Origin of the sequence: Olivibacter domesticus (assembly GCF_900109575.1) — a bacterium.
Taxonomy (GTDB): domain Bacteria; phylum Bacteroidota; class Bacteroidia; order Sphingobacteriales; family Sphingobacteriaceae; genus Olivibacter; species Olivibacter domesticus.
Window position 1 is genome coordinate 1 of record NZ_FOAF01000018.1, and the last position, 23,773, is coordinate 23,773.

A 23,773-nucleotide genomic window follows, 5' to 3' on the forward strand; every position below is an offset into this window, starting at 1 on the left:
TGACCCTCTGCTTGTAAGGCAGATGCTCTGAACCAGCTGAGCTAAGCCTCCTATTTATTAAGCTCTATTTGAATAAGCTTATTCCCGTTTGGGAATGCAAATATAGAGTTGTTCATTAATATTGCAAAATATTTTTTCATAAAATATTAGTTTTTTGTGTAAGTAGATAACTGCTAGCTTATTGCAATTAAAATGATTTTTTGCGATGATAATGGAAACCTTGAATATACAGCGGATAATAAGCTGAAAAATCGTAATGGATATTTTATGAACACTCGTTTACCAGCCAAGGTAATTTTCTTTCATCTAAAATTAGATTTATAAAAGATCATTTAAATTTTGATTTATCACTAGTTTGTCATACTTTTAGAAAGCCAATTGCAAATCTAATGTGTCAAATGGGCGGCCACGTTTTGAGGTCGCCCATTTTTTGTTTGGCATAAAGTTTGTAACTATTCTTTGTAGACTATTGAGGTATGATCGATTGCGTATATTAAGATAGTTTTTAGAGAAGTCTTTTCATAATTTAGGTTTATAATTGGTTAGTAAAATCCTGGCGCTCATCGTCAGGATTTTCTTTTTGGCTATTAAAAGACGCTTTATTATTGCATCTTTTGTAATAAATGTAAATAATTATAGCTGCGAAGTGATTTCCTTCGAGAGAGGCTTTATAGCAGAACGATAGCGATGAATCAATTTTCCATTTTCGTTAACTAAAAACTTTTCAAAGTTCCATTTAATCTCACCGGTAAAATCGGGATTTTCCGCATTAGTTAAATAAGCAAATAAGGGATTAATATCGCTTCCTTTTACACTGCTCTTCTCGGACAGTAAAAAGGTTACGCCATAGTTTTCTTCACAGAAACTTTTGATGTCCTCATTTGCTCCGGGCTCTTGACTTCCAAAATTGTTAGCAGGAAATCCAATGACAACCAATTTATCTTTGAACTTTTCTGAGAGTTCTTCCAACTCTTTATACTGTGGCGTAAACCCGCATTTAGATGCCGTGTTTACGAAGAGTATTTTTTTACCCTTAAACTGGCTTAAGTCGATAGTTTGGCCATCGATCGAAGTGATTTTAAATTGGTAAATATTGTCGGCAGGCAATGTTACCAATAACGTTATAACTAACAGCAACGTTTTCATATTTTATGAGTTTTAAACAGTTTCTCTTTCAATAACGAAGTTAAATAATTCTTCAATAGGACGGCGAATTATTTTTCCAATTTGAACAGCATACTGATTGCATACAAGCCTTAGCTGCTCACTAAAATAATAGGCGATAGAGCCGACAAAATGAAAAATATGCTGTTGATAATCTGGGAATAGTAGAATGTTTGTTTTGACGAATTCCTCAAACCCTTTATGCAGCAAACCCTGAATATAAGGGTGTTCTTGATTGCTTTCCATAAAAGGTGCAAAAGAAGCGAGGTATGTGTTAGGTGAGGCCCGTTGATAAACGTTTTTTATAACAATTTCTTTATTGACACGATAGGTATGTTCAAATTTGTAAGCCAATTCTTCAGGCATAGCTTCATAAAGAAAAGCAGTAAGTAGCTTTTTTCCAAACCAGGCTCCTGATCCTTCATCCCCCAGGATAAAGCCTAATCCCTGTTTTGTAGGCTGCACTTGTTCTCCATCAAAAAAAGTGACATTTGATCCTGTACCAAGCACTGCAGTATAACCACTGTCATTACCACAGGTGGCATAAGCCGACCCGATTAGATCTGTCTCAACTGAGATAAAAGCATTTTTAAAAATTTGTGATAAGGCATTTGACACCATTTCTCTTCTATCAGGATTTGTACACCCCGATCCAAAGAAATAAAGCTCGGAAATCTGATTAGCGTATGGTATGATATCGGTGATGTTCTGTACAATTTTTACAATTTCCTTTTCGGTGGTAAAAAATGGGTTTAGTCCTCTCGTTCTAAAAGTTAATGGTTCACTATTAGGAAGCGCAAGCATCCAATCGGATTTATAGGAACCACTATCTACGACTAATATCATAGTTATTATTCACCAGGTTTTAAGTATGTTAACGTATATGCAAACTTAATTAAAGTTGCGAGTATTTGCAAAAAATATGCTATCTATAAGGATGTGAGTCGGTAGCATTAATCGAGGGTCAGCGCACCAGAAATTTGTTTCAACCCGATTTCGGCCATTTTTGCTTCGTATTGTGCATTGCTGAAACGTACACTTGCGTCTACATAGTTTCTTTGAGCTTCACGAAATTCTAGCGGTGTAATGCTTCCTAATCGATACTTTTCCAGCGTGATATCCATGTTCTGCTTAGCTACCGATTGATTTTTGTTTTCAAGTTCAACTAATTCAAGATTAACTAAGTAGGTTTGGTAAGCGGCTGATAGTTGCGATAAAATGCCTTGATTAACTTTTTCTAAACTTATGCTGGCATTATCTATTTCTAAGGTAGCATTTTTTTCATTTCTTTTTTGCAGGAAGCCATTGAAGATATTTACGGAGGCCGATACGCCGTAACTGAATCCATTTCCTATGTTTTTTGTAGCAAAACCGAGTTCAGCTGTCGTACGTGTACGCGTATAAGCTGAATTCAAATTAATCGTCGGATAGCGTTGTCCCTTCACCTGTTTGAGGTTTAATTGTGCAATTCTTCGATTAATGAGGGCTGCCTGTAGATCTGGATTATGCTGGAGAGCTAAGTTGAGTAAAAGATCGTATTTTAAGTTGTCTTCTATGCTGATGCTGTCGGTTACGTCAAATGGCGTGTTTACGTCTCTAGCTAATACTTCGTTAAGCTTGATTTTTGTATTACCGAAAAGTACGTTTTGGCGCATTAAATTAGTAGTGTCTGTATTTAAGTCGACTTTAGAGGCGAGTACTTCAAGTTTTGATACTCTACCTATCTGATAACGGTTTTCTGCCATTTCAAGCCTATAACGTGACAGATCTAACGCTGTTCGAAGGGCATTGAGTTGCTGCTTTTGCTGTATTAAATCAAAATACTGGCTTACCACATTAAAAACGGTGGCTAAAACAGATTGTTGGAGGTTCGCTTCCCCCAGCTTTTTTAATTCCTTTAGTTGATCATATTTTGCAAACATTTGAAACCCATCGAAAATCGTCCAGTCAAGATTCGCGCCATAAGCAAGTGAGGTATTTCTAGCCCCTTTTAGTGATCTAGTTTCTCCACTAAGTAGCGTTTGTGTGGTGTTTTGTAACGCGGCAGAAGAGGAAGCATCGCCTGTTACGCGAGGTAGCATACCGGCATTTGCAACGCTTGCATTGTTCTCTGCAACAACGAGATTATTGCTAACTAATCGAATGTCATAGTTTTGCTTGAGTGCTATAGCTATAGCGTCTTCCAGACCAAGTGTGTCTTGAGCGTAGGCTAAATATGGGGCAATATATATTATTAGGAAGATACACAATATCTTTTTCATCTGTAAATAATTTTAACCCATCAGTCAGATGGAGCTTACCATGTTTAATCCGCCAGCTGGCGGACCACCTGTGTGATAAAAATGAAATTTTAAACATGGACGGTTCATAAACCTATAAACTGTTTATATTATTGGTTGCACGTCTTTTATTTCTTGTTTCTCTATTTCTTCTGCTTCTTTCAAATCGAGATTTGGCTTGTACGGGCGTGACCATAATAAGTAAATAGCAGGAATAACAAACAGCGTTAGAATCAAGGAAAACATCGTTCCACCTACGATAACAACCCCCATACCTATACGACTAGTAGCTGCTGCTCCGAGAGCCAAAGCAATGGGTAAGGCGCCAAGCACAATGGCTAAACTAGTCATTAAAATAGGACGTAAACGAGCTTCTGCAGCTTCTAAAATGGCTTGCTTTATTGGTCTTCCTTCTTCTTTTAATTGATTTGCAAATTCAACAATTAAAATTCCATTTTTCGTGACCAAGCCAATTAACATGATGGTACCAATCTGGCTAAAAATATTCCAACTTTGGCCCGTTATCCATAAAGATAGCATTGCGCCGGCAACTGCCATAGGCACCGTCAGAATAATCATAAAGGGATCTAAAAAACTTTCAAATTGTGCGGCTAATATAAGGTATACTAGCAGTAGTGCTAAGCCAAACGCGAATAAGGTGTTTGAGCCACTTTCGCGAAAGTCGCGCGACTCCCCTCCTAAATCAGTAGAAAAACTATCATCCAAAACCTTGTCTGCAATACGATCCATAGCTTCAATGCCATCACCCAAACTTTCGCCTGGAGCAAGTCCCGCTGATATCGTGGCCGACATAAATCGGTTGTTATGATAAAGTTGTGGAGGGCTCGACCGCTCTTCAATTTTAACAACATTGTCAAGTTGAATTTGTTGGCCATTACTGCTCCTGACGAATATGGAAGCTAAGTCTATCGGTGAGCTTCTGTCAATATCATCAAATTGACCAATAACTTGGTATTGCTTTCCATTCATAAGAAAATAGGCAAAGCGTTGCCCGCTGAGTGAAAGTTGAAGTGTCTGCGCGACATCAAGTACCGAAACACCTAAACTTTGTGCTTTGTCTCGATCAATACTAATATTTAATTCCGGCCGATTAAACTTTAGATCTACATCTACCACCGAAAAAGTAGGATCACTATTCGCCATATTTAAAAAAACAGGGATTTTTTCTCGGAGTTTGTCAAAAGTAGGAGCTTGAATGACATACTGGATCGGTAATCCACCACGTCTATTGACAGAAATGGTTGGCTGTTGTGTTATGAATGTTCTGGCCTCAGAATATTTTTTTGTTTGCTTAGTTAAAGCTTCTGCTATCGCTTCTTGGCTTCGGTCTCTTTTTTCAGGATCAACCAAAGAGATACGTAACCTTCCGCTGTTTGTACTGGCACTTCCACCATATCCAGGTGAGGTCATTACTAAATTTACGGTTTTTTCAGGAATTGAATCATTAACTAGCTGTGCCAGCTCCAACATGAATCGATCCATATACTCATAAGAGCTGCCTTCAGGCGCTGTTATATTGGCGCTGATTCTACTTCTGTCTTCATACGGCGCTGTTTCTTTTTTTAAGTTCTGCCAAAAATAAAATATAAGTGCAAAACAGACTCCCAGAATTGGAAAGCTGAGCCATTTGTGTTTTAGAAAATGGTATAGGATCTTTCCATATCCCGAAGTCATCTTTTCAAAATAGGGCTCAGTAAGTTCATAAAAGCGAGAATGTTTAATCCCTCCCTTTGGCATGAGATACGCATTTAACATCGGCGTAAGCGTCAAAGAGACAAATGAAGAAATTAACACAGCTGATGCAACTACGACGCCAAATTCTCTAAACAAGCGTCCTACGAAGCCTTCTAAAAACATGACGGGTAAAAAAACAGCCGCTAGTGTGACCGAAATAGAAATCACAGCAAAGAAAATTTCATTAGATCCTTTTATTGCTGCCTGCATAGGAGACATACCTTCTTCTACTTTTTTATAAATATTTTCCGTGACAACTATACCGTCATCCACCACCAGTCCTGTTGCTAATACCACAGCCAACAACGTTAATACGTTAACAGAAAAGCCCAGAATATACATGATAAAGAAAGTCGCAATAAGTGATACTGGTATATCGATCAACGGACGGAAGGCAATGCCCCAATTTCTAAAAAAGAGGTAGATAATAAGGACAACTAATATTAAGGATATAAGAATAGTTTCGGCAACTTCCGTTACTGATTTTTTTATAAATATTGTATTATCAACCGCTACATTCATTTGAACATCGGTTGGTACTTCATTCTTTATTTGTTCTAATCGAGTATAAAAGGCATCTGCAATCTCAATGTAATTGGTGCCTGGCTGTGGAATAATGGCTAAACCAACCATTGGCGTGTTCGACTCACGCATATTGGTTTCCAAATTTTCTGGTCCTAACACGGCCTTGCCAATATCACTGAAGCGAATAATACGATTACCATCAGTCTTGATGATGAGATTGTTAAAATCATCTTCCGTTGCTAAATTGCCAATGGTTTTTACCGTTAATTCCGTATTGGCCCCAGTGATTTTTCCCGAAGGTAGCTCAACATTTTGAAGCGTAAGGGCATTTCTCACATCTAAAGGAGTAAGGCCATAAGCTGCTAGGCGCATGGGTTCAATCCACATACGCATTGCGTAACGTTTTTGCCCATAAATTTGAACGGTACTAACTCCAGGTAAGGTCTGTAGCCTCTGCGCAATCACATTTTCTGCTATGTCATTAAGGTCTAAAATGTTTCGCTTTTCACTTCTAACTGTTAGTATTATAATGGGTTCAGAATCGGCATCGGCCTTGGAAACAACGGGTGGGGCATCTATATCTTCGGGTAAACTTCTCAGTGCTTGCGAAACTTTATCACGCACATCGTTTGCTGCTTCCTCTAGATTTTTCCCTAAAATAAATTCAATATTAATATTACTTGAACCTTGATTGCTTGTAGATGAGATATTTCGGATCCCATCAATCTGATTAATTGATTTTTCTAACGGTTCCGTAATTTGCGATTCGATGATATCTGGATTGGCGCCAGCATAGTTCGTCCTAACGGAAACAATAGGAGGATCTATGGAAGGGAATTCTCGAATGCCTAAAAAAGAGTAACCAATAATACCAAAGAGAATGAGAAGCAGGTTAAGAACAATAGTGAGTACCGGCCGCTTTATACTTGTTGTTGATAAACTCATAGCATTAAGGTTTTAATTCAACTTTTATCGCCACGCTATCTTTTAAAGACATGATACCAGAAGTGATAACGGTATCGCCAATTTGGATACCTTTAGTTACTAAAACATCTTCCCGAGTTCGACTTTCCGTTTCAATATCAACGGCTTTGGCTACCCCATTTTTATATAAGAAAGCTTGTTTGCCATTCTGTATAGGAACAATAGATTCGGTAGGTATTAATACAGCATCTTTTACAGTTGATAAGGGAAGCTCCACGCTAGCAAAAGCACCAGGGAACAGCTCGCCCGAATCATTATTGGCTAGTGCTCTTATCTGTATGGTTCGTGTTATGGCATCTATACCCGGTTCGATAGCATAAATTTTTGCATTATATTTTTTATTGGATCCACTTACAGCGAAGGTCAGTGTCTGTCCCTCATTAATTTGAGTTGTATATTTTTCGGGAACAGAGAACATCACTTTAATGGGATTTGTACTCATTAAATTTGCTACTATCGTATTAGGCGTCAAATATTCCCCTGCTGAAACAGATCTTAAGCCTATTTTGCCATCAAAAGGAGCTCTCACTTTGGTTTTGAATATTTGAGCATTTACAAGCTGTGTTTGCGCCTTGGCAGATTGAAGATCGGCATTAGCTACATCGTTTTCTTGTGAGCTGATAGCTTCTTTTTCGAAAAGCAAGCCAGCTCTCCTGGCGTTTTCATTTGCCAATTTCTCCTGGGTTTGTCGTTGAAGTAATTGAGCCTGTAATTCTGTATCATCAATAGTAAATAAGACTTGACCTTTATTAACGTGTGTCCCTTCCTTGAAATACAAATTGCGTATTATCCCAGAGACCTCACTTCTAATTTGAACCTGCTCATTCGCCTCTATTGCGCCTGAAACAGTTAAGGCATTAGAAAAATTGCGCGGTTTAATAATTATGGCATTTACAGTTATAGGAGAACCAGCAGATGGGCCTGTAGGAGCTTCAATTTTTCCTTCTCCTTTATTAGAATATTTGTAAGCAGCAAAGGCAACGAAGCCTACAATAATGGTTAAGTAAATGTACTTTCTCTTCATTAAGAAAAATATTGACTGTGTTTTAGTGTTTATTACAATGGTAAAAGCAATATTAACAGTTGATCTGACGTCATTTATTTGTAACAAGGGCTAAAGTTAACCATTATTTGTAATACGTTTCTGCAACATTATTGATGTGAAATAGGATCAAGAAGACGAAACACAAAAAAGAAGAGGCTTGATGCTCGAAATTAGTACCTTTGCGACTTAATTGTTTTTAAGTATGTGTAAGTCGTTTATTAAAACTATTATTTTTTCAATTTTTATGGTAATCATCGGATCCTCTGAATTATATGCGCAGGCACCTATTAAATTTGAAGTGTCATTTAAAGAACCGCAAGCTCATTACGTCGAAGTACAAATGGAAATTAAGGATGTTTCGAAAGACTATATTGATGTGAAAATGCCTGTATGGGCGCCTGGATCTTATTTAGTGAGAGAATTTTCAAAAAATGTAGAGGGTTTTCGCGCTAAGACGGTAAGTGGTGGTGAATTAGGTGTCCAAAAGATGACTAAAAATACCTGGCGAATTACGACTGGGAAAGAGAAGACCGTTTTAGTAAATTATAGGGTTTATGCTTTTGAAGTATCTGTTCGTACGAGCTTTGTAGATGCCTCACACGCATTTTTGTCTCCTACGGGCATTTTTATGTATCCAGATGGCCAGGTGAAAAGACCTGCCGAAGTGACTATTAAACCTTTTAAGACTTGGTCGCGCGTTTCAACTGGTTTAACGCCGGTTGATCAAAAGCAATTTACTTATACCGCGACAGATTTTGATGTCTTATTTGATTCACCGATAGAGGTTGGTAATCAGGACGTATTTAATTTTACTGCAGCTGGCGTGAATCATGAAGTAGCTATGTATGGTGGTGGAAATTATGATAAGGAACGGCTTAGCGCAGACATGGCGAAAATTGTTGAGTCCGCTACAGCAGTATTTGGAGAAAACCCTAATGAACACTATGTGTTTATCGTGCATAATTATCAATCAGGGGGAGGAGGGCTGGAGCACCTTAACTCTACTGTATTAGGTGCCTCAAGATTTGCCTATGGTACTGAAAATGGATATAAGTCCTTTTTGAGCTTAGTAGCACATGAATATTTTCATTTATGGAATATTAAAAGATTGCGACCAGTAACATTAGGGCCATTTGATTATGACAAAGAAAATTATACAACAGATTTGTGGATAGGGGAGGGATTCACGGCTTATTATGACAATTTGTTGGTCAGACGTGCCGGTTTTTATACAGAAGATGCTTATTTACAGTTATTAGCGAGTGATATAGCCGCTGTAGAAAATCGACCGGGAAATCTGGTACAACCGTTAAGTGAATCGAGTTTTGATGCCTGGATCAAATATTATAGACAAGATGAAAATTCGGTCAATAGTATCGTATCTTATTATAACAAAGGAGCACTTATGGCAATGATGATGGATCTTAAAATATTGAAGGCAACCAACGGCGAAAAGGGTTTAGACGATGTAATGAAAGCGGCGTATAACGAATTTTATAAGAAGAGGGCCAAGGGTTTTACCGACCAGGAATTTAAATCAATCGCTGAAAAGGTAGCAGGAATTTCGCTCGACGATGTTTATGAAATGGTTAATAGTGCAAGCTCACCTGATTATAATAAATATTTACAGTTGGTTGGTGCTGAACTTTCAGATCTAAATAAGGGTTATGAAATACCTGATTTAGGTATTAAAACAACAATTAGTGATGGGAAGTTAACCGTTCAAAATGTGTACAGAGGTAGTGGTGCGTGGGAGGGCGGATTAAATGTGAAGGATGAACTTATCGGTATTAACGGATATCGTATTGATATTGCTGGGAAAGAACTTGAACGCACTATTCAAGCGAGCAAAATCGAGGACGTAGTTAAAATACTTGTAGCCAGGGACGGTGTTTTAAAAGAGTTGGATATAAAACTCGGAACAAACAAAAGTGGCAAATATTTAATAAAGTTTATAGACAATCCGCTGCCAGAACAAAGCAAATTAAAGGATAAATGGCTACACTAAAAATAGTAGCTAAACAAACGAGGCGGTTCATATGAACCGCCTCGTTTGTTTAGAATGCAAATCTGATTGATAATCCAAATCCTGCAAAGTCTACACCTGTATTGTCAGGCGCGAATCGCATTTCGGGCTTCCAATCTAAAGAAAGATTGATTGGTGCCCCATCAATTTTATAATCGAGTCCCAGCACCCCATCAATACTAAAGGCCGCGCCGCTATTATCAGTTTCTTTATTTTTATACGTACCGATTCCTGCACCGCCACCATAATACCACCTTAATCCGGGAGCTGTATCGATTGGGTTATGTATTTCATATAGTCCGACCAATTTGAAAGTAGAAGATTTACTGTTTGAACGGAAATTTAAAATTACGTCGAGTGCGTTTTGGTCATTTAAAAAGGTTTTAAAAGTTATACCATTTGCTACCCCAAATCTACCTCCTATCGCATTTTTATAGTCATGCCCTTCTGTAGCTTGCGCCTTCACTTCTAATCCAACTAACGACAATGAGATAATACTTATGGCCGTCAATAATAATCTTTTCATAAAATAATCTTTAATAAATAATCTTTATTAGCTATACTTTTTAAACAAGCTCCAAAGTTACATTTAGTTGAGGCAAAAACAATCTTTACTGTATATTATTGTTTACAAAAGAAATGTCAATTATTTTTTTTATTATGCTTGCATAATATATTTGTATGCTCAAAGAGCTGTAGGCCGTTTTTTTATTTCAATACCAATACGGTTTACATATTTTTTGCTTACCTTTAATGAAGCGCTAGTTAACCGATTAATATAAATATATAAGTAATGTGTTATGATAAAAGTAGAGCGTGTTTTCGACTTATTAGAATATTATAGAACTAAATATGGTCAGAAAATAGTAGTTTCCGGAAAGGAAAAGGGAAAATGGGTGGAGTATAAAACGGATGATTTCCTGGCAATTGTTGATAACTTGAGTAGGGGCTTGGTTGATTTAGGTATCAAAAAAGGTGATAAGATAGCTATTATGTCCGCCAATCGGCCTGAGTGGAACTTTGTCGATTTTGCAATTAATCAATTAGGAGCGGCTACCGTACCCTTATATCCCACGCTATCCGACAATGATCTTCATTACATTATGGAGGATGCAGATGTCGTAATGATGTTTATAGGTACACAGGATTTATGTGAAAAAGTAGAAACTGCGCTGAAACAACATGAAAAAAACATGCCAATATACACTTTTGAGGAGGTACAGCATAAGAAATATTGGAAAGAAATAGAAAGGAAAGGCGCTACACTTAATACCGATTTGGAACCTTATAAAAGCGCGATAGATGGAGATGATTTGTTAACCTTGATTTACACGTCTGGTACAACCGGGAAGCCTAAAGGGGTTTTTCTATCTCACCAAAATTTAATAAGTAATTTTACCGATTGCGCACATCTTCTCCCTTCAAATTATAAAAAAGCTATCAGTTTTTTGCCGCTGTCTCATATTTTCGAAAGAATGGTGGTTTATATGTACTACTTTAAAGGTATATCTATTTATTATGCAGAAAGCATGGACACGATTGTTGCTGATATAAATGATGTTAAACCTAATGGATTTACTACCGTGCCTCGTGTGTTGGAAAAGGTATATGATAAAATAGTGGCAAAAGGAGCAGCGCTTACGGGTATAAAGCGATCATTGTTTTTTTGGGCACTTAATTTAGGGTTGAAATTTAAAGAGCCTTATAGGAATTCCTTTTTCTATAAGATTAAACTTTCAATTGCTAGGGCGATAATATTTAAAAAGTGGAGAGAAGCTTTGGGAGGTGAGATCGTAGCTATCATCAGTGGTGGCGCAGCGCTACAGGAACGCTTGGCTCGTATATTTTGGGCAGCGGGGATACCGGTCTTGGAAGGTTATGGCCTTACTGAAACATCACCTGTGATAGCCGTTAACAATTTGGAACCAAAGGGGCTGTTATTCGGTTCCGTAGGAAAAGTACTGAAATCGGTTGATGTAAAGATAGCTGCAGATGGAGAAGTTTTGTGTAAAGGACCAAATATTACAAAAGGTTACTATAAAAACGACCAGGCAACTCAAGATTCCTTTAATGAGGATGGTTACTTTAAGACGGGTGACATTGGCGAGCTAACGTCAGACGGGTTTTTGAGAATTACGGATCGCAAAAAGGAAATGTTTAAAACTGCTGGTGGGAAATATGTAGCCCCTCAAATGCTAGAAAATAAATTTATGGAATCGGTGTTAATTGCACAAGTTATGGTCATAGGAGAAGGTAGAAGATTTCCATCGGCCTTAATTATTCCTTCTTTTGATGATTTGAAAAAATGGGCAGAAAAAAAAGGAATTTCTTTTTCTTCTAAGGAAGAAATTGTTGAAAATGAACAGGTTTTAAGCAAATACCAAGAAATAATAGATAAAGCTAATGAAGGGTTTGGTCATTGGGAACAAGTGAAAAAATTTGCTTTGTTACCTAATGAGTGGAGTATAGATGGCGGTGAATTGACGCCAAAATTAAGTTTAAAAAGAAAAGTTATTCTCGAAAAAAATAAAGAGATTATTGACGACATCTATCGGGAAGAAGGTGCAGACGTAACGAGCGATCATAAGCATGAATAGCGAATGATTTTCCTGGCGCGTAAGGGATCGAACAGCTAGTTATTCTTGCTCCTTTCTTAACGAAAAGGGCGCCTATATTTACCTAGAGGCGGCTCATATAAGCGCTATATTGTTATTGTATTACCGTTAATATTTGGTTTCCGTCTCTGATAATCAATAGCGTCTTGCTACTATCAACGAACAATGAATAACCAACAACCAATAACGAATAACTCTTATTTTAATTTTTTTATCGCGCGGTTTGCTCTGGAAGTAGCAATTGCTATTTTATATTCGTACCATTTGTTTTTAAAAATTTTTCGCATAGTGTTGTCAAAATGCCTGGTAATTACCAGGTTGCGAAATCCCTTCCATTTATCCATCCTTTTTGACGGTAAAGCCCTTACACTTATAGAATAACCTTCAGTTACATATTGTATGTAATGCCAATATCCAGAAGGCATGAGCAAGGTTTCCCCGGGATGTATTTCTGCTTCATAACCATTTAAATATTCTAAAGCAGGGTATTTAGTATAGTCTGGATTTTTTAGATTTGCGATGCTATGAAAGTTATAGGGGAGTCTGTACATCAAATCTGATTGCTCTAATGGAAATAACCAGACTCTCTTAATACCTTTATATTGTGTTATAAACACGTTGGACATATCAATATCAAAATGATTGCGCGTACTAGAGCCTTCTCCCCCGAAAAATAAGAAGGGTAGCCATTTTAATACTTTTCCGCCTGTTAAATCATTGTAGATAATATCGTTATTAAGTTCAGGTTTTAACTTTATCAGATTAAATAGAAAAATGCGTAAGTCGGTTGGTTCTTTTTCGATTAAATCCAAATATTCTGAGAATTTCATTTTTGCAACCGGAGCACTCTTTGCCCTGTCATTAGATCCATCCTCTTTTCCATACAACTCGATTATATTGTCTCCGGCAATCTCTTTGAAATAACTATAATTCCATTTGCTGAAGGCCGGGCTATCTTTACGAACAAAATCATCTAAAATAACTGGGATTCCCTTGTTAAAATATTGTTCAAGAAACTCCTTTGAGCTTAATCCTGACCGTCTGTCTGTCTGTTTTAGTTGCACTGCTCTAAATAGGGTTAATACACGTCTATCTGCAAACTTATAAATTCTTTTGCAAATGTGCGACAGTTTTATTTAGAGAGATTATAAGCAATGATAGTTTCGAACTTTTTTTAATGTATATGAAAGGATATAATAAAATAGATAAAGTTCTTGTTTCTTACATTATTAAAGATTAGATTTGCTATGCAAGCATAATAAATATGAACCAAGATAATACAATAGATTATTATTTAAAGATAACATGGCAATCTATAGCCAACCGATATAACTATTTAGCTTCCAAACATGGTATAACACAAGCAACTGGCTACGTGTTAATCAATATTAGGAAAGAGGGGACGCCTGTTACACAAATTGCTACCCTCTTAGGTGTGAAGTCAACCAGTTTGTCACGAATGTTAAGCGGTATGGAAGAACAAGGGTTTATTTATAGGGAAGCTGATACACGTGATAAGCGTTCCGTTAGAGTTTTTTTAACAGAAGAAGGCCAAAAAAAACGTGAAATTGCAAAAGATATTGTGAGAGAATTCAATAGCTATCTTGATGGTTATATAAAAGATACCGATCGAGAAAAACTTATTGATACGCTGAAGCGTTTAAATGACCTAGCTGTTAAATATATTCCAAAAGAGGATCTGTCGAAATAATTATTTTATAAAACCATTTTCAATTATGACTAACAGACATATTAATAAGGTTGCAGTACTTGGTTCAGGGGTAATGGGATCGCGAATCGCTTGTCATTTCGCTAATATCGGAGTATCTGTAATGTTGCTCGATATCGTTCCGAAGGAACTGAATGCGCAAGAAGAAGGTAAAGGTCTTACGCTCCAAAGCAAGGCGGTGAGAAATAGAATCGTTAATCACTCACTTGAAACTGCCGTTAAAAGCAACCCATCTCCGCTATTTAGTAAAAGTTATCTTAACCGCATAAGTACAGGCAACTTTGAGGATGATATGAAAGATATTGCACAAGCGGATTGGGTGATAGAAGTAGTTATTGAGCGATTAGATATCAAAAAGCAGGTGTTTGAGCAGGTGGAGAAATATAGAAAACAGGGGGCTTTAATTACATCAAATACCTCTGGTATTCCAATACACTTAATGATAGAGGGTAGAAGTGACGACTTCGTGCAGCATTTTTGTGGCACACACTTCTTTAACCCACCACGTTATTTGAGACTGCTTGAAATTATACCCACCGCCAATACAAATACGGAAGTTATAGATTTTCTGTTAGATTATGGCGACAAGTTTTTAGGAAAAACAACTGTTCTATGTAAAGATACGCCAGCCTTTATAGGGAACAGGATAGGTGTTTATTCGATGTTAGCAGTCACCCATCTTATTGGCCAACTTGAATTAACGATAGAAGAGGTAGATAAATATACCGGGCCTGCAATGGGGCATCCAAAATCTGCTACTTTCAGAACGTCTGATGTGGTAGGTTTAGATACGATGGTTAATGTTGCCAATGGGCTTTACGACAATGTTCCTCAAGATGAGGCTAGAGAAATCTTTAAATTGCCTTCTTATGTCCTAAAAATGGCTGAAAATAAGTGGTTAGGTGAAAAAACACAGCAGGGATTCTATAAAAAAACTAAAGATAAAGAGGGTGGCACGGAGATACTTGTACTCGATTTAAAAGACTTATCCTATCGTAAACAGGAAAAAGTTAAATCGCCAACCTTGGATGAAACTAAAAAGGTTGATGATCTAACTAAGCGAATGAAGGTCTATGAAGAAGGGAATGATAAAGCCGGTGAACTTTTTAGGGCAATGCATTACCCTTTGTTTGAGTATGTGTCTAAACGTGTTCCTGAAATTACGGACGATTTCTTTAGGATAGATGATGCAATGAGGGCTGGCTTCGGTTGGGAATTGGGACCTTTTCAGATATGGGATGCCCTAGGTGTAAAAGATACGTTAGAAAAAATAAAAAATGAAGCTAAGCGTCTACCGGGCCAAACAGGTGAGGTAGCCCAATGGGTTTACGATATGCTCGAGGCTGGGTGCGAGCGCTTTTACAAAATAGAAGAGGGTAAAAAGAAATTCTATGACATTAAAACTAAGAGCTATCAGGATATTCCGGGAACGGAAGAACTGATTATATTAGATTACATCAGAGAAAACAATACTATATGGAAAAACTGCGGCGTTTCCATTATTGATCTGGGCGATGGAATTATTAATGCTGAAATTCATACTAAAATGAATACAATTGGCGGCGATGTGATACAAGGTGTAAATAAAGCAATTGAATTGGCAGAAAAGGATTATAAAGGCTTAGTGATAGGTAATGATGGCCCTAATTTTTCTGCAGGAGCTAACATCGCTATGATTTTTATGATGGCTGTTGAACAAGATTACGACGAATTAAATATGGCCGTTAAGGCGTTTCAAGATACTTCCATGCGATTGCGGTACTCAAGTATTCCGGTGGTTGCTGCGCCTTTTAACTTAGCGCTTGGAGGAGGATGCGAATTTTCTATGCATGCCGATTTTGTTCAGCTACACGCAGAGACGTATATGGGCTTAGTCGAATTCGGGGTAGGCGTAATACCTGGTGGTGGCGGATCAAAGGAATTTGCTTTACGAGCGTCGGATGATTTTAAAAATGATCAAATAACGCAGAATATATTTAGAGATAGGTTTTTAACGATCGGACAAGCAAAGGTAAGCACCTCTGCCGAAGAAGCATTTGAACTAGGGTATTTACAAAACGGTAAGTATGCAATTACCATGAATCGGAGTCGTTTATTGGCAGATGCTAAAGCAAAGGCGCTTGAATTGGCCAATGGGGGGTATACGCAACCGGTAAAACGTAATGATATCAAAGTACTTGGTAAGCAAGGACTCGGTATTGTGTACGTGGGAGCAAATTCAATGATGTCAGGCAATTATATTAGTGAGCATGATCAAAAGATATCGGAGAAACTCGGTTGGGTAATGTGTGGAGGAGACCTTTCTGCTCCTACAGAAGTATCAGAGCAATATCTATTAGATCTGGAACGCAAAGCATTTTTAGAATTAACTGCAGAAAGAAAAACGTTAGAACGTATTCAGCATATGTTAACTAAAGGAAAGGCATTAAGGAACTAATTTTCAATGTATTACTTATTTAGAAGGTAAATACTCATAATTATGGAAGCATATATTATAGCAGGTTATAGAACAGCGGTTGGAAAGGCTCCAAGGGGAGCTTTCCGTTTTACTAGAGCGGATGATTTAGCTGCAGACGTTATCAGACACTTGATCGCATCTGTTCCCAATTTAGATAACGAACAAATAGATGATGTGATTGTTGGCAATGCTACTCCCGAAGCTGAACAAGGGCTAAATGTAGCGCGACTTATTTCGTTGATGGCCTTAGATACAGATAAGGTACCGGGCGCTACTGTGAATCGTTATTGTGCGTCTGGACTTGAAACGATTGCCATTGCCGTGGCTAAGATTAAAGCGGGCATGGCGGATGTCATAATAGCAGGAGGAGTAGAGGTTATGTCAGGGATGCCTATGGGTGGATGGAAAATTGCGCCTAATGCAGATGTAGCTAAGAAACATCCTGATTGGTACTGGAATATGGGTTTAACGGCAGAAGCAGTTGCGAAAGAGTTTAAGGTTAATCGACAAGACATGGATGAATTTTCTTACCAGTCTCATCAGAAGGCTATTTCGGCTATAACGAGCGGTAGGTTTAAAGATGATATTGTACCGATTACGATTAAGGAAAATTTACTAGAAAAGGGGAAGTTAACAAGCAGAGAATTTATCGTTGATACAGATGAAGGACCCAGAGCAGATACTAACCTAGAATTATTAGGGAAATTAAAACCCGTTTTCGCTGCAGGTGGGAGTGTTACGGCTGGCAATTCTTCCCAGACTTCTGATGGAGCAGCTTTTGTACTAGTTGTTTCTGAGGCAAAAATGAAAGAGCTCAATGCAACGCCTATTGCCAGACTAGTGAGTTATAGTGTAGCAGGTGTCCCACCGCGCATTATGGGAATTGGACCGATTGAAGCAATTCCCAAAGCGTTGAAACAAGCCGGACTTAAACAAGATGATTTAGCGCTTATAGAGCTAAATGAGGCTTTCGCATCACAGTCTTTGGCTGTGGTAAGAACATTAGGACTCAATCCAGCTATTTTAAATGTTAATGGTGGTGCTATTGCACTTGGTCATCCGCTCGGTTGTACAGGGGCTAAATTAAGTGTGCAACTTTTTAATGAACTTAGAAGAAGAGACCAAAAGTATGGAATGGTAACAATGTGTGTTGGCACTGGCCAGGGGGCGGCTGGTATATTTGAAATGATGTAATTTTAAATCATAGGTAATTTAAGGTAAATAACAGAAAATAAAATGGGCAAATTATCTAAGAGCCTACATCTTAATTCTTTGCTTTTTTAATCTAAGTGGTATGGAAACGAAAGAAAAAATAGTTATCAAAGGAGGTGAATTTGTTATAAAAGAAACAAATTTTCAAGATATTTTTATTCCTGAGGAATTTGATGAGGAACAAATGATGATTAAGAAAACCTGTGAGGATTTTCTTGAAACAGAGGTAACACCATACTTAGATCGGATAGATAACCAAGAGGAAGGTCTCATGCAAAGTCTGCTTGATAAGGCTGGTGAACTTGGGCTATTAGGGGTTTCAATTCCGGAAGAATTTGGAGGGTTTGGAAAAAATTTCAATACCTCGATGTTAGTTACAGATGCAGTAGGAGCAGGGCATTCCTTTGCTGTCTCCCTCTCTGCACATACAGGTATTGGCACCTTACCGATTCTTTATTATGGCAATGAAGAACAAAAAAACAAATACATACCAAAACTATCTACCGGCGAATTTAAAGCTGCTTATTGCTTAACCGAACCAAATGCCGGTTCTGATGCAAATAGCGGACGAACAACTGCCAAGCTGAATGCCGAGGGCACTCACTATTTAATTAATGGTCAGAAGATGTGGATCACAAATGGCGGATTTGCTGATGTTTTTATTGTCTTTGCTAAAATAGACGACGATAAAAATTTGTCGGCATTTATCGTGGAAAAATCTTTCGGTGGCATTACGATGAATCCGGAAGAGCATAAACTCGGCATAAAAGGGTCGTCTACCCGGCAAGTTTTTTTTAATGATTGCCCAGTGCCAAAAGAAAACTTGTTATCTGATCGGGAAAATGGATTTAAAATAGCTGTCAACATTTTAAATATAGGTAGAATAAAGCTTGGAGCAGCTGCTATCGGTTCTTCGAGAAAAGTGGTTACACAGGCTATTAAATATGCAAACGAGAGGGTTCAGTTTAAGCTACCCATTTCAAAATTTGGGGCTATTCGGTATAAATTGGCTGAAATGGCAACTAGAAATTTTGCAGTTGAAAGTGCCGCTTATCGCGCCGGACAGAATATTGATGATGCTTATGACGCATTAATTGCTGAAGGCATGGAGCCTGCTAAAGCTAAATTAAAGTCGACCGAACAATTTGCCATTGAATGTGCTATCTTGAAAGTGTGGGGATCCGAGATGCTTGATTATATCGTTGATGAGGGTGTTCAAATTTACGGGGGGATGGGGTATTCTGCTGAAGCTCCAATGGAACGGTCATATAGAGATTCAAGAATAAATCGAATATTTGAAGGTACGAACGAGGTAAATAGGTTGTTGATTGTCGATATGTTATTAAAACGTGCACTGAAAGGTGAGCTGGATCTGATGGGGCCCGCGCAGATGGTAGCAAGTGAATTAATGGCTATTCCTGATTTTGGAGAAATAGAGGATACATTGTTTGCGGCGGAGAAAAAAATCATTCGTAATTTAAAGAAGACCGGGTTAATGATAGCTGGAGCTGCTGTGCAAAAACTGATGATGACACTTCAAAAAGAGCAAGAAATTTTGATGAATATCGCGGATATTATAGGATCTGTTTACGTGGCGGAATCGACATTATTGAGAGTTGAAAAGCTAGTACATCTTAAAGGGGAGGAGAAAGTAAGTAGGCAATTAGACATGGCTAGCATATTTTTACATAACACTATTGACAAAGTGTATCTTGCTGGAAAGGAAGCATTGTATTCTTTTGCTGAAGGAGATGAATTAAAAATGATGTTAGTTGGTTTAAGGCGTTTTACAAAGGCTGAACCTTTTAATATTAAAGAGGCCAGACAACGAATAGCAAAAGAATTGATTGATGCAAATCAGTATTGTTTTTAGTTGTTTTTGAAAACTGAAATAATTTTATCCGTAGCGTACTAAATTACGCTACGGATTTTTTTGTGGTTTAACATTATATAGTTTACTAAAAATATTTTTAACGCGAGCATTTATTAATGTGCTTTGTTATGCTAATTAATGTAAGTTTATATTGGTTTTATATTTAATATGTTAAATATTGACCAAATTTTTTACTAAATAAAAATTTTGTATTAGGTTTGGGTTCAAATAAAGTATAACATATTTTCAAATGCGAAATATTTCCATAAGTTGCTTCATAGTTTCTCTTTTCTTGTTGATTTCACTTGCGGTTCGTGCACAGGATTATGCTCTTATTGCAAACAAATATGTAGCTTCTCAAGGAGACAGTATAACGTATACTCTTTTTCAAGGACGTGGATTAGATACTACTGAGATTGCACCCGAAGCTGTTAAAAGTCTAATTTATGCAAACTATTTGCAAGGAGGGAAGAAAGTAGCAGATACCATTCCATTGAATGGAAGCTTTGTGAAATATAGCGCGGTGCAATCAAATGGAGGGCAAAGTTTGTTAACGATAGAATTTAAAGGTGGGGCCGTTACTTATGATCAATTGGTGGTTGAAGACTTTGCTAAAACGGAGAATTTGAAAGAATTGGCATCTATTATCGATTCTTCTGGCTTTACTACCGAGTATACTGCTAATACATTCTTTACGGCAAAGGCCTTAACGAGAACAGATAAGTCAAACGGTAGCCTATATAAAAATAAAGAATGCCAACAGTTAGAAATAGTGCTTGAACAAAACCCTTATAAGTTGCAATACGGGGATGATATCACAGCGGTCATCTTGTTAGGTGGTAAACCAATTGAAGGAACGAGTACGACCATTTATACGAAATCTATAACGGGGCAGGTACATTCGGCAAAATATAGGTCTAATAGTGAGGGTAAGATATTCTTTAAATTAAATAGATCAGGAACATGGTTATTGCAAACTGTTTATGCAAAACCGAGTGAAGAAAAAGGAATAAACTACAACTACTACCAAAGCTCATTTTCTTTTAACTTCGAGTAGTTTAATATAATTTAAAAAATTATAACTTTTCTTTTTCCTGTGTTTTCCATTGTTTATTGAAAGATTCTTGCGTTAGCGGTGGTAATACACGCTTCGCTCCCCAACTTTTTTTGAAAAACTTTCCCAGAAGATAGTTTTTAACTTTACCACCCAAAAAATCCATCCATTTTCTTTTTACGATGATTTTTGTAAAAGCCTGCCATCCCCACTTTTCGAATGCAGGAGATAGGTCTTCTTTGACAGCATCTCGTCGATTTAAAAGGAGCATTTTTTGAATATCTATCTTAACTGGGCAAACTTCTGTACATTTTCCACAGAGACTACTTGCATAACTTAAATGTTTAAAATCAGAGAGACCTTTCATGTGGGGTGTAATAATGGAACCTATAGGGCCGCTATAGGTTGTGCCATAGGTGTGGCCCCCAATATTTTTGTAAATGGGGCATGCATTTAAACATGCTCCGCATCTAATACAATATAGTCCTTGTCTTTGTTCTTTTTGCGCTAATAAATCTGTACGTCCATTATCGAGTAAAATAACATACATCTCTTCAGGACCGTCAATTTCCCCTTCTTTTTTTGGTCCACTGATTATACTATTGTAAACCGTTAAGTTCTGCCCGGTGCCATGATTTGCTAGTAAAGGCCAATATAGATCTAAATCATTAAGTGAGGGAATCAACTTTTCAATGCCCACAATAGCTATGTGGATTTTAGGAAAGGTAGTGCTTAAACGTGCATTCCCTTCATTTTCTGTTATAGCTATACTTCCAGTGTCTGTAATGAGGAAATTTGCGCCGGTTATGCCAACGTCGGCTTTTAAATATTCGTTTCTCAGTAAATCCCTTGCTTTTAATGTAAGTTGTTCCGCTGTAGCCTCTAGTGGTGTGCCAAAACGTTCGTTAAATAGCTTGGCAATATCTGCTAGGCTAAGATGCATGGCGGGTGTTACAATATGATAAGGTTTTTGCCCTAATAATTGTACGATGTATTCTCCTAAATCTGTTTCAATAGAAGTGACATGATTGTCTTTCAAAAATTGATTTAACTCAATTTCTTCCGTAACCATGGATTTCGATTTTACTACGGATTTTGCATTTACACGCTTTAGAATAGTTAAGATTTCCTCTTGTGCCTCTTTGATATCATTAGCCCATATAACCTTGCCCCCGTTTTTCTGAAAGTTGGCTTCAAACTCCGGTAAAAGCTTATCGAGGTTTTCCATTACACGCCATTTAATGCTATGCGCTTTGCGCTTAGCATTTTCAAGGCTATTCCAACGATTCAGACCAATGCTAACTGCACTATCATATTTATCAATATTGTGATTGATAACTTTTCTGTGGTGCAAGTCGAATGCTTTTGTTTCACTTGCTTGAATGAAATCCGAGGCAGTTTTGGTAGACATACGCTAAAATAATCAATAAGATGTTAAATCTATAACGTAAATTGATAAAGCTTATTTTTTATTTGAATCTACTAAAGGTCTTTTTTCTCTATTAGCCAAATCCCAAGCGGTGTAAAATACCAGCTGCGCGCGCTTTGTAAGCAGCCTAAAATCAATCTTATCAACTGTATCTCCAATATTATGATAATCCTCATGTACACCGTTAAAGTAGAAGATTACCGGAATATTGTGTTTTGCAAAGTTATAATGATCAGAACGATAATAAATTTTCTCGGGATCATCAGGATCATTATACTTATAGTCTAAACGAAGCTTTGTATAGGTTTGGTTAACCCTTTCACTCAGCAGGTGAAGTTCAGAGCTTAATTTATCTGAACCTACTAAATATACGTATTCTGGGGTTGAGAAATGCGGAGGGTCTATTCTGCCAATCATATCGATATTGAGGTTTGCTATCGTACTATCTAAAGGGAAGACCGGATAACGTGTATAATAGTCAGATCCTAGTAGTCCTTTCTCTTCACCGGTAACTGTCATGAAAAGGATGCTCCTTCTAGGACCATGTCCTTCTTGCTTTGCTTTAGCAAAGGCATTGGCAATTTCCAAAACACCCGTTACACCAGATCCATCATCATCCGCACCATTATTAATCTGTCCATCAGGATTAATTCCTATATGGTCATAATGAGCAGTAATAATCAGCAGTTCATTCTTTAAGTCGGTACCTTCTAAATAGCCTAAAATATTTTGAGCTTTCACGTCGAGTGTTTCTGTCCCGTAGTCGGCCTTAAATGATGTATTTATTTTTAGGTTAATTGGTTTGCCAGTAGTATTGATCTTTTTTTTAATACCGTAATAGGTATTGCCGGAAGATTTAAGAATGAGGTCAGCGGTCTTGATCGTAATGTAGGCAACTATCGATTGTTTCTCCTCTGGAGCTTGTTGCTGTAAGATGTCTTCTTTAAGAAGAACTCTCTCGTCACGCTTGGTTTGTCTGATTTTATTCAATAATGTATCAACGTCAGGAGAAACGGCGAGCACCATTTTTGGTTTTTTTGCGAGAACGTGATTTAAGCGCTTATTTCGGCTTGTTGACCAGGCCGATTTATTACTTGAACCTGTTATGATAGATTGTCCTTTATTGTTAACTGGCTCATCGCTATTTAGGAGGAGTACTACTTTATCGGTAATATCAATGTCTTTTAGATCATCATAATTTTTGTCGCTGATACCATATCCGATAAAGATAATTTCATCGCTTTTTACGGAATTTTTTTTTCTCGAATTGATAATCAAAAAATCTTGACCCGATATTAAATGAGCGTTTCCGACCTGAAAATCTTTAACCAAAAATTTATTTGTTGCGAGTGGTACCGCTTGGAAATATGAATGGTTTAAGGGCGCTTTTAATCCAATATTTTTGAATTCTTTTGAGATATAATCAGCAGCTTTTTCAGCCCCCTTTTTACCAGTTTCTCTACCTTCAAACTCGTCAGAAGCAATAACCATTAAATGTTTTTTTGCAGAATCTTCATTTATTAACTGGGCGTATTTCGTTTGTGGCGAATCTTGAGCTAAGCATCCGCCAATAAATAGGTTAATAATGAAGCAAACTGTTAAACCCTTTCGAATCATACTATAGG

16 protein-coding genes are annotated in these 23,773 nt (G+C 37.4%); 7 read left to right on the plus strand and 9 right to left on the minus strand.

Annotated elements, in window-relative coordinates; translation table 11 throughout:
* Positions 1–633 precede the first annotated feature (633 nt).
* The 5 genes from BMY50_RS27450 to BMY50_RS27470 form a co-directional block, all read right to left on the minus strand.
* Entirely contained in the window at positions 634–1,146 is a 513-nt protein-coding gene (locus BMY50_RS27450) for a glutathione peroxidase (RefSeq protein WP_093333009.1), read from the minus strand.
* A gap of 12 nt (positions 1,147–1,158) precedes the next feature.
* Complete coding sequence (locus tag BMY50_RS27455) at positions 1,159–2,010, minus strand: N-acetylglucosamine kinase (RefSeq protein WP_093333011.1); 852 nt, start codon at positions 2,008–2,010, stop codon at positions 1,159–1,161.
* A gap of 107 nt (positions 2,011–2,117) precedes the next feature.
* Positions 2,118–3,425 (minus strand): TolC family protein, encoded by a 1,308-nt coding sequence (locus BMY50_RS27460; protein WP_093333013.1) that lies wholly within the window; start codon positions 3,423–3,425, stop codon positions 2,118–2,120.
* Positions 3,426–3,548: 123 nt separating this feature from the next.
* Positions 3,549–6,668, minus strand: a complete 3,120-nt coding sequence (locus BMY50_RS27465) for an efflux RND transporter permease subunit (protein ID WP_093333015.1) — start codon at positions 6,666–6,668, stop codon at positions 3,549–3,551.
* A 4-nt stretch (positions 6,669–6,672) separates the two neighbouring features.
* Positions 6,673–7,731 (minus strand): efflux RND transporter periplasmic adaptor subunit, encoded by a 1,059-nt coding sequence (locus tag BMY50_RS27470; protein ID WP_093333018.1) that lies wholly within the window; start codon positions 7,729–7,731, stop codon positions 6,673–6,675.
* Positions 7,732–7,996: 265 nt separating this feature from the next.
* Here BMY50_RS27470 and BMY50_RS27475 point away from each other — a divergent pair, with 265 nt between their 5' ends.
* Positions 7,997–9,760, plus strand: coding sequence for a M61 family metallopeptidase (locus BMY50_RS27475; protein WP_238383910.1), 1,764 nt, complete (start codon positions 7,997–7,999; stop codon positions 9,758–9,760).
* Between the two features lie 49 nt (positions 9,761–9,809).
* On the opposite strand, the gene BMY50_RS27480 is transcribed toward BMY50_RS27475, so the two are convergent.
* Positions 9,810–10,304 (minus strand): hypothetical protein, encoded by a 495-nt coding sequence (locus tag BMY50_RS27480; RefSeq protein WP_093333022.1) that lies wholly within the window; start codon positions 10,302–10,304, stop codon positions 9,810–9,812.
* A gap of 274 nt (positions 10,305–10,578) precedes the next feature.
* Between BMY50_RS27480 and BMY50_RS27485 the strand changes: the two genes are divergently transcribed.
* Positions 10,579–12,375, plus strand: coding sequence for an AMP-dependent synthetase/ligase (locus BMY50_RS27485; protein ID WP_093333024.1), 1,797 nt, complete (start codon positions 10,579–10,581; stop codon positions 12,373–12,375).
* Positions 12,376–12,590: 215 nt separating this feature from the next.
* Here the strand turns inward: BMY50_RS27485 and BMY50_RS27490 are convergent, their stop codons facing one another.
* On the minus strand, positions 12,591–13,457 hold the full coding sequence (locus BMY50_RS27490) for a cupin-like domain-containing protein (protein ID WP_093333026.1): 867 nt from the start codon (positions 13,455–13,457) through the stop codon (positions 12,591–12,593).
* Between the two features lie 200 nt (positions 13,458–13,657).
* On the opposite strand from BMY50_RS27490, the gene BMY50_RS27495 reads away from it, so the two are divergent.
* From BMY50_RS27495 to BMY50_RS27515, 5 genes are all read left to right on the plus strand, one after another.
* Positions 13,658–14,104 (plus strand): MarR family winged helix-turn-helix transcriptional regulator, encoded by a 447-nt coding sequence (locus BMY50_RS27495; RefSeq protein ID WP_093333029.1) that lies wholly within the window; start codon positions 13,658–13,660, stop codon positions 14,102–14,104.
* 25 nt (positions 14,105–14,129) lie between these two features.
* A complete protein-coding gene (locus tag BMY50_RS27500; protein WP_093333032.1) occupies positions 14,130–16,559 on the plus strand; it encodes a 3-hydroxyacyl-CoA dehydrogenase/enoyl-CoA hydratase family protein in 2,430 nt (809 codons plus the stop codon).
* A 42-nt stretch (positions 16,560–16,601) separates the two neighbouring features.
* Positions 16,602–17,774: an acetyl-CoA C-acyltransferase gene (locus BMY50_RS27505; RefSeq protein WP_093333036.1), complete on the plus strand. Its 1,173-nt coding sequence runs from the start codon at positions 16,602–16,604 to the stop codon at positions 17,772–17,774.
* 100 nt (positions 17,775–17,874) lie between these two features.
* Positions 17,875–19,665, plus strand: coding sequence for an acyl-CoA dehydrogenase family protein (locus tag BMY50_RS27510; protein ID WP_093333040.1), 1,791 nt, complete (start codon positions 17,875–17,877; stop codon positions 19,663–19,665).
* Between the two features lie 250 nt (positions 19,666–19,915).
* Complete coding sequence (locus tag BMY50_RS27515; protein WP_093333043.1) at positions 19,916–20,722, plus strand: DUF4198 domain-containing protein; 807 nt, start codon at positions 19,916–19,918, stop codon at positions 20,720–20,722.
* Positions 20,723–20,741: 19 nt separating this feature from the next.
* On the opposite strand, the gene BMY50_RS27520 is transcribed toward BMY50_RS27515, so the two are convergent.
* Both BMY50_RS27520 and BMY50_RS27525 read right to left on the minus strand, forming a co-directional pair.
* Entirely contained in the window at positions 20,742–22,130 is a 1,389-nt protein-coding gene (locus tag BMY50_RS27520) for a LutB/LldF family L-lactate oxidation iron-sulfur protein (RefSeq protein WP_093333046.1), read from the minus strand.
* A 51-nt stretch (positions 22,131–22,181) separates the two neighbouring features.
* Entirely contained in the window at positions 22,182–23,765 is a 1,584-nt protein-coding gene (locus BMY50_RS27525) for a M28 family peptidase (protein WP_202907956.1), read from the minus strand.
* Between the last annotated feature and the right edge of the window lie 8 nt (positions 23,766–23,773).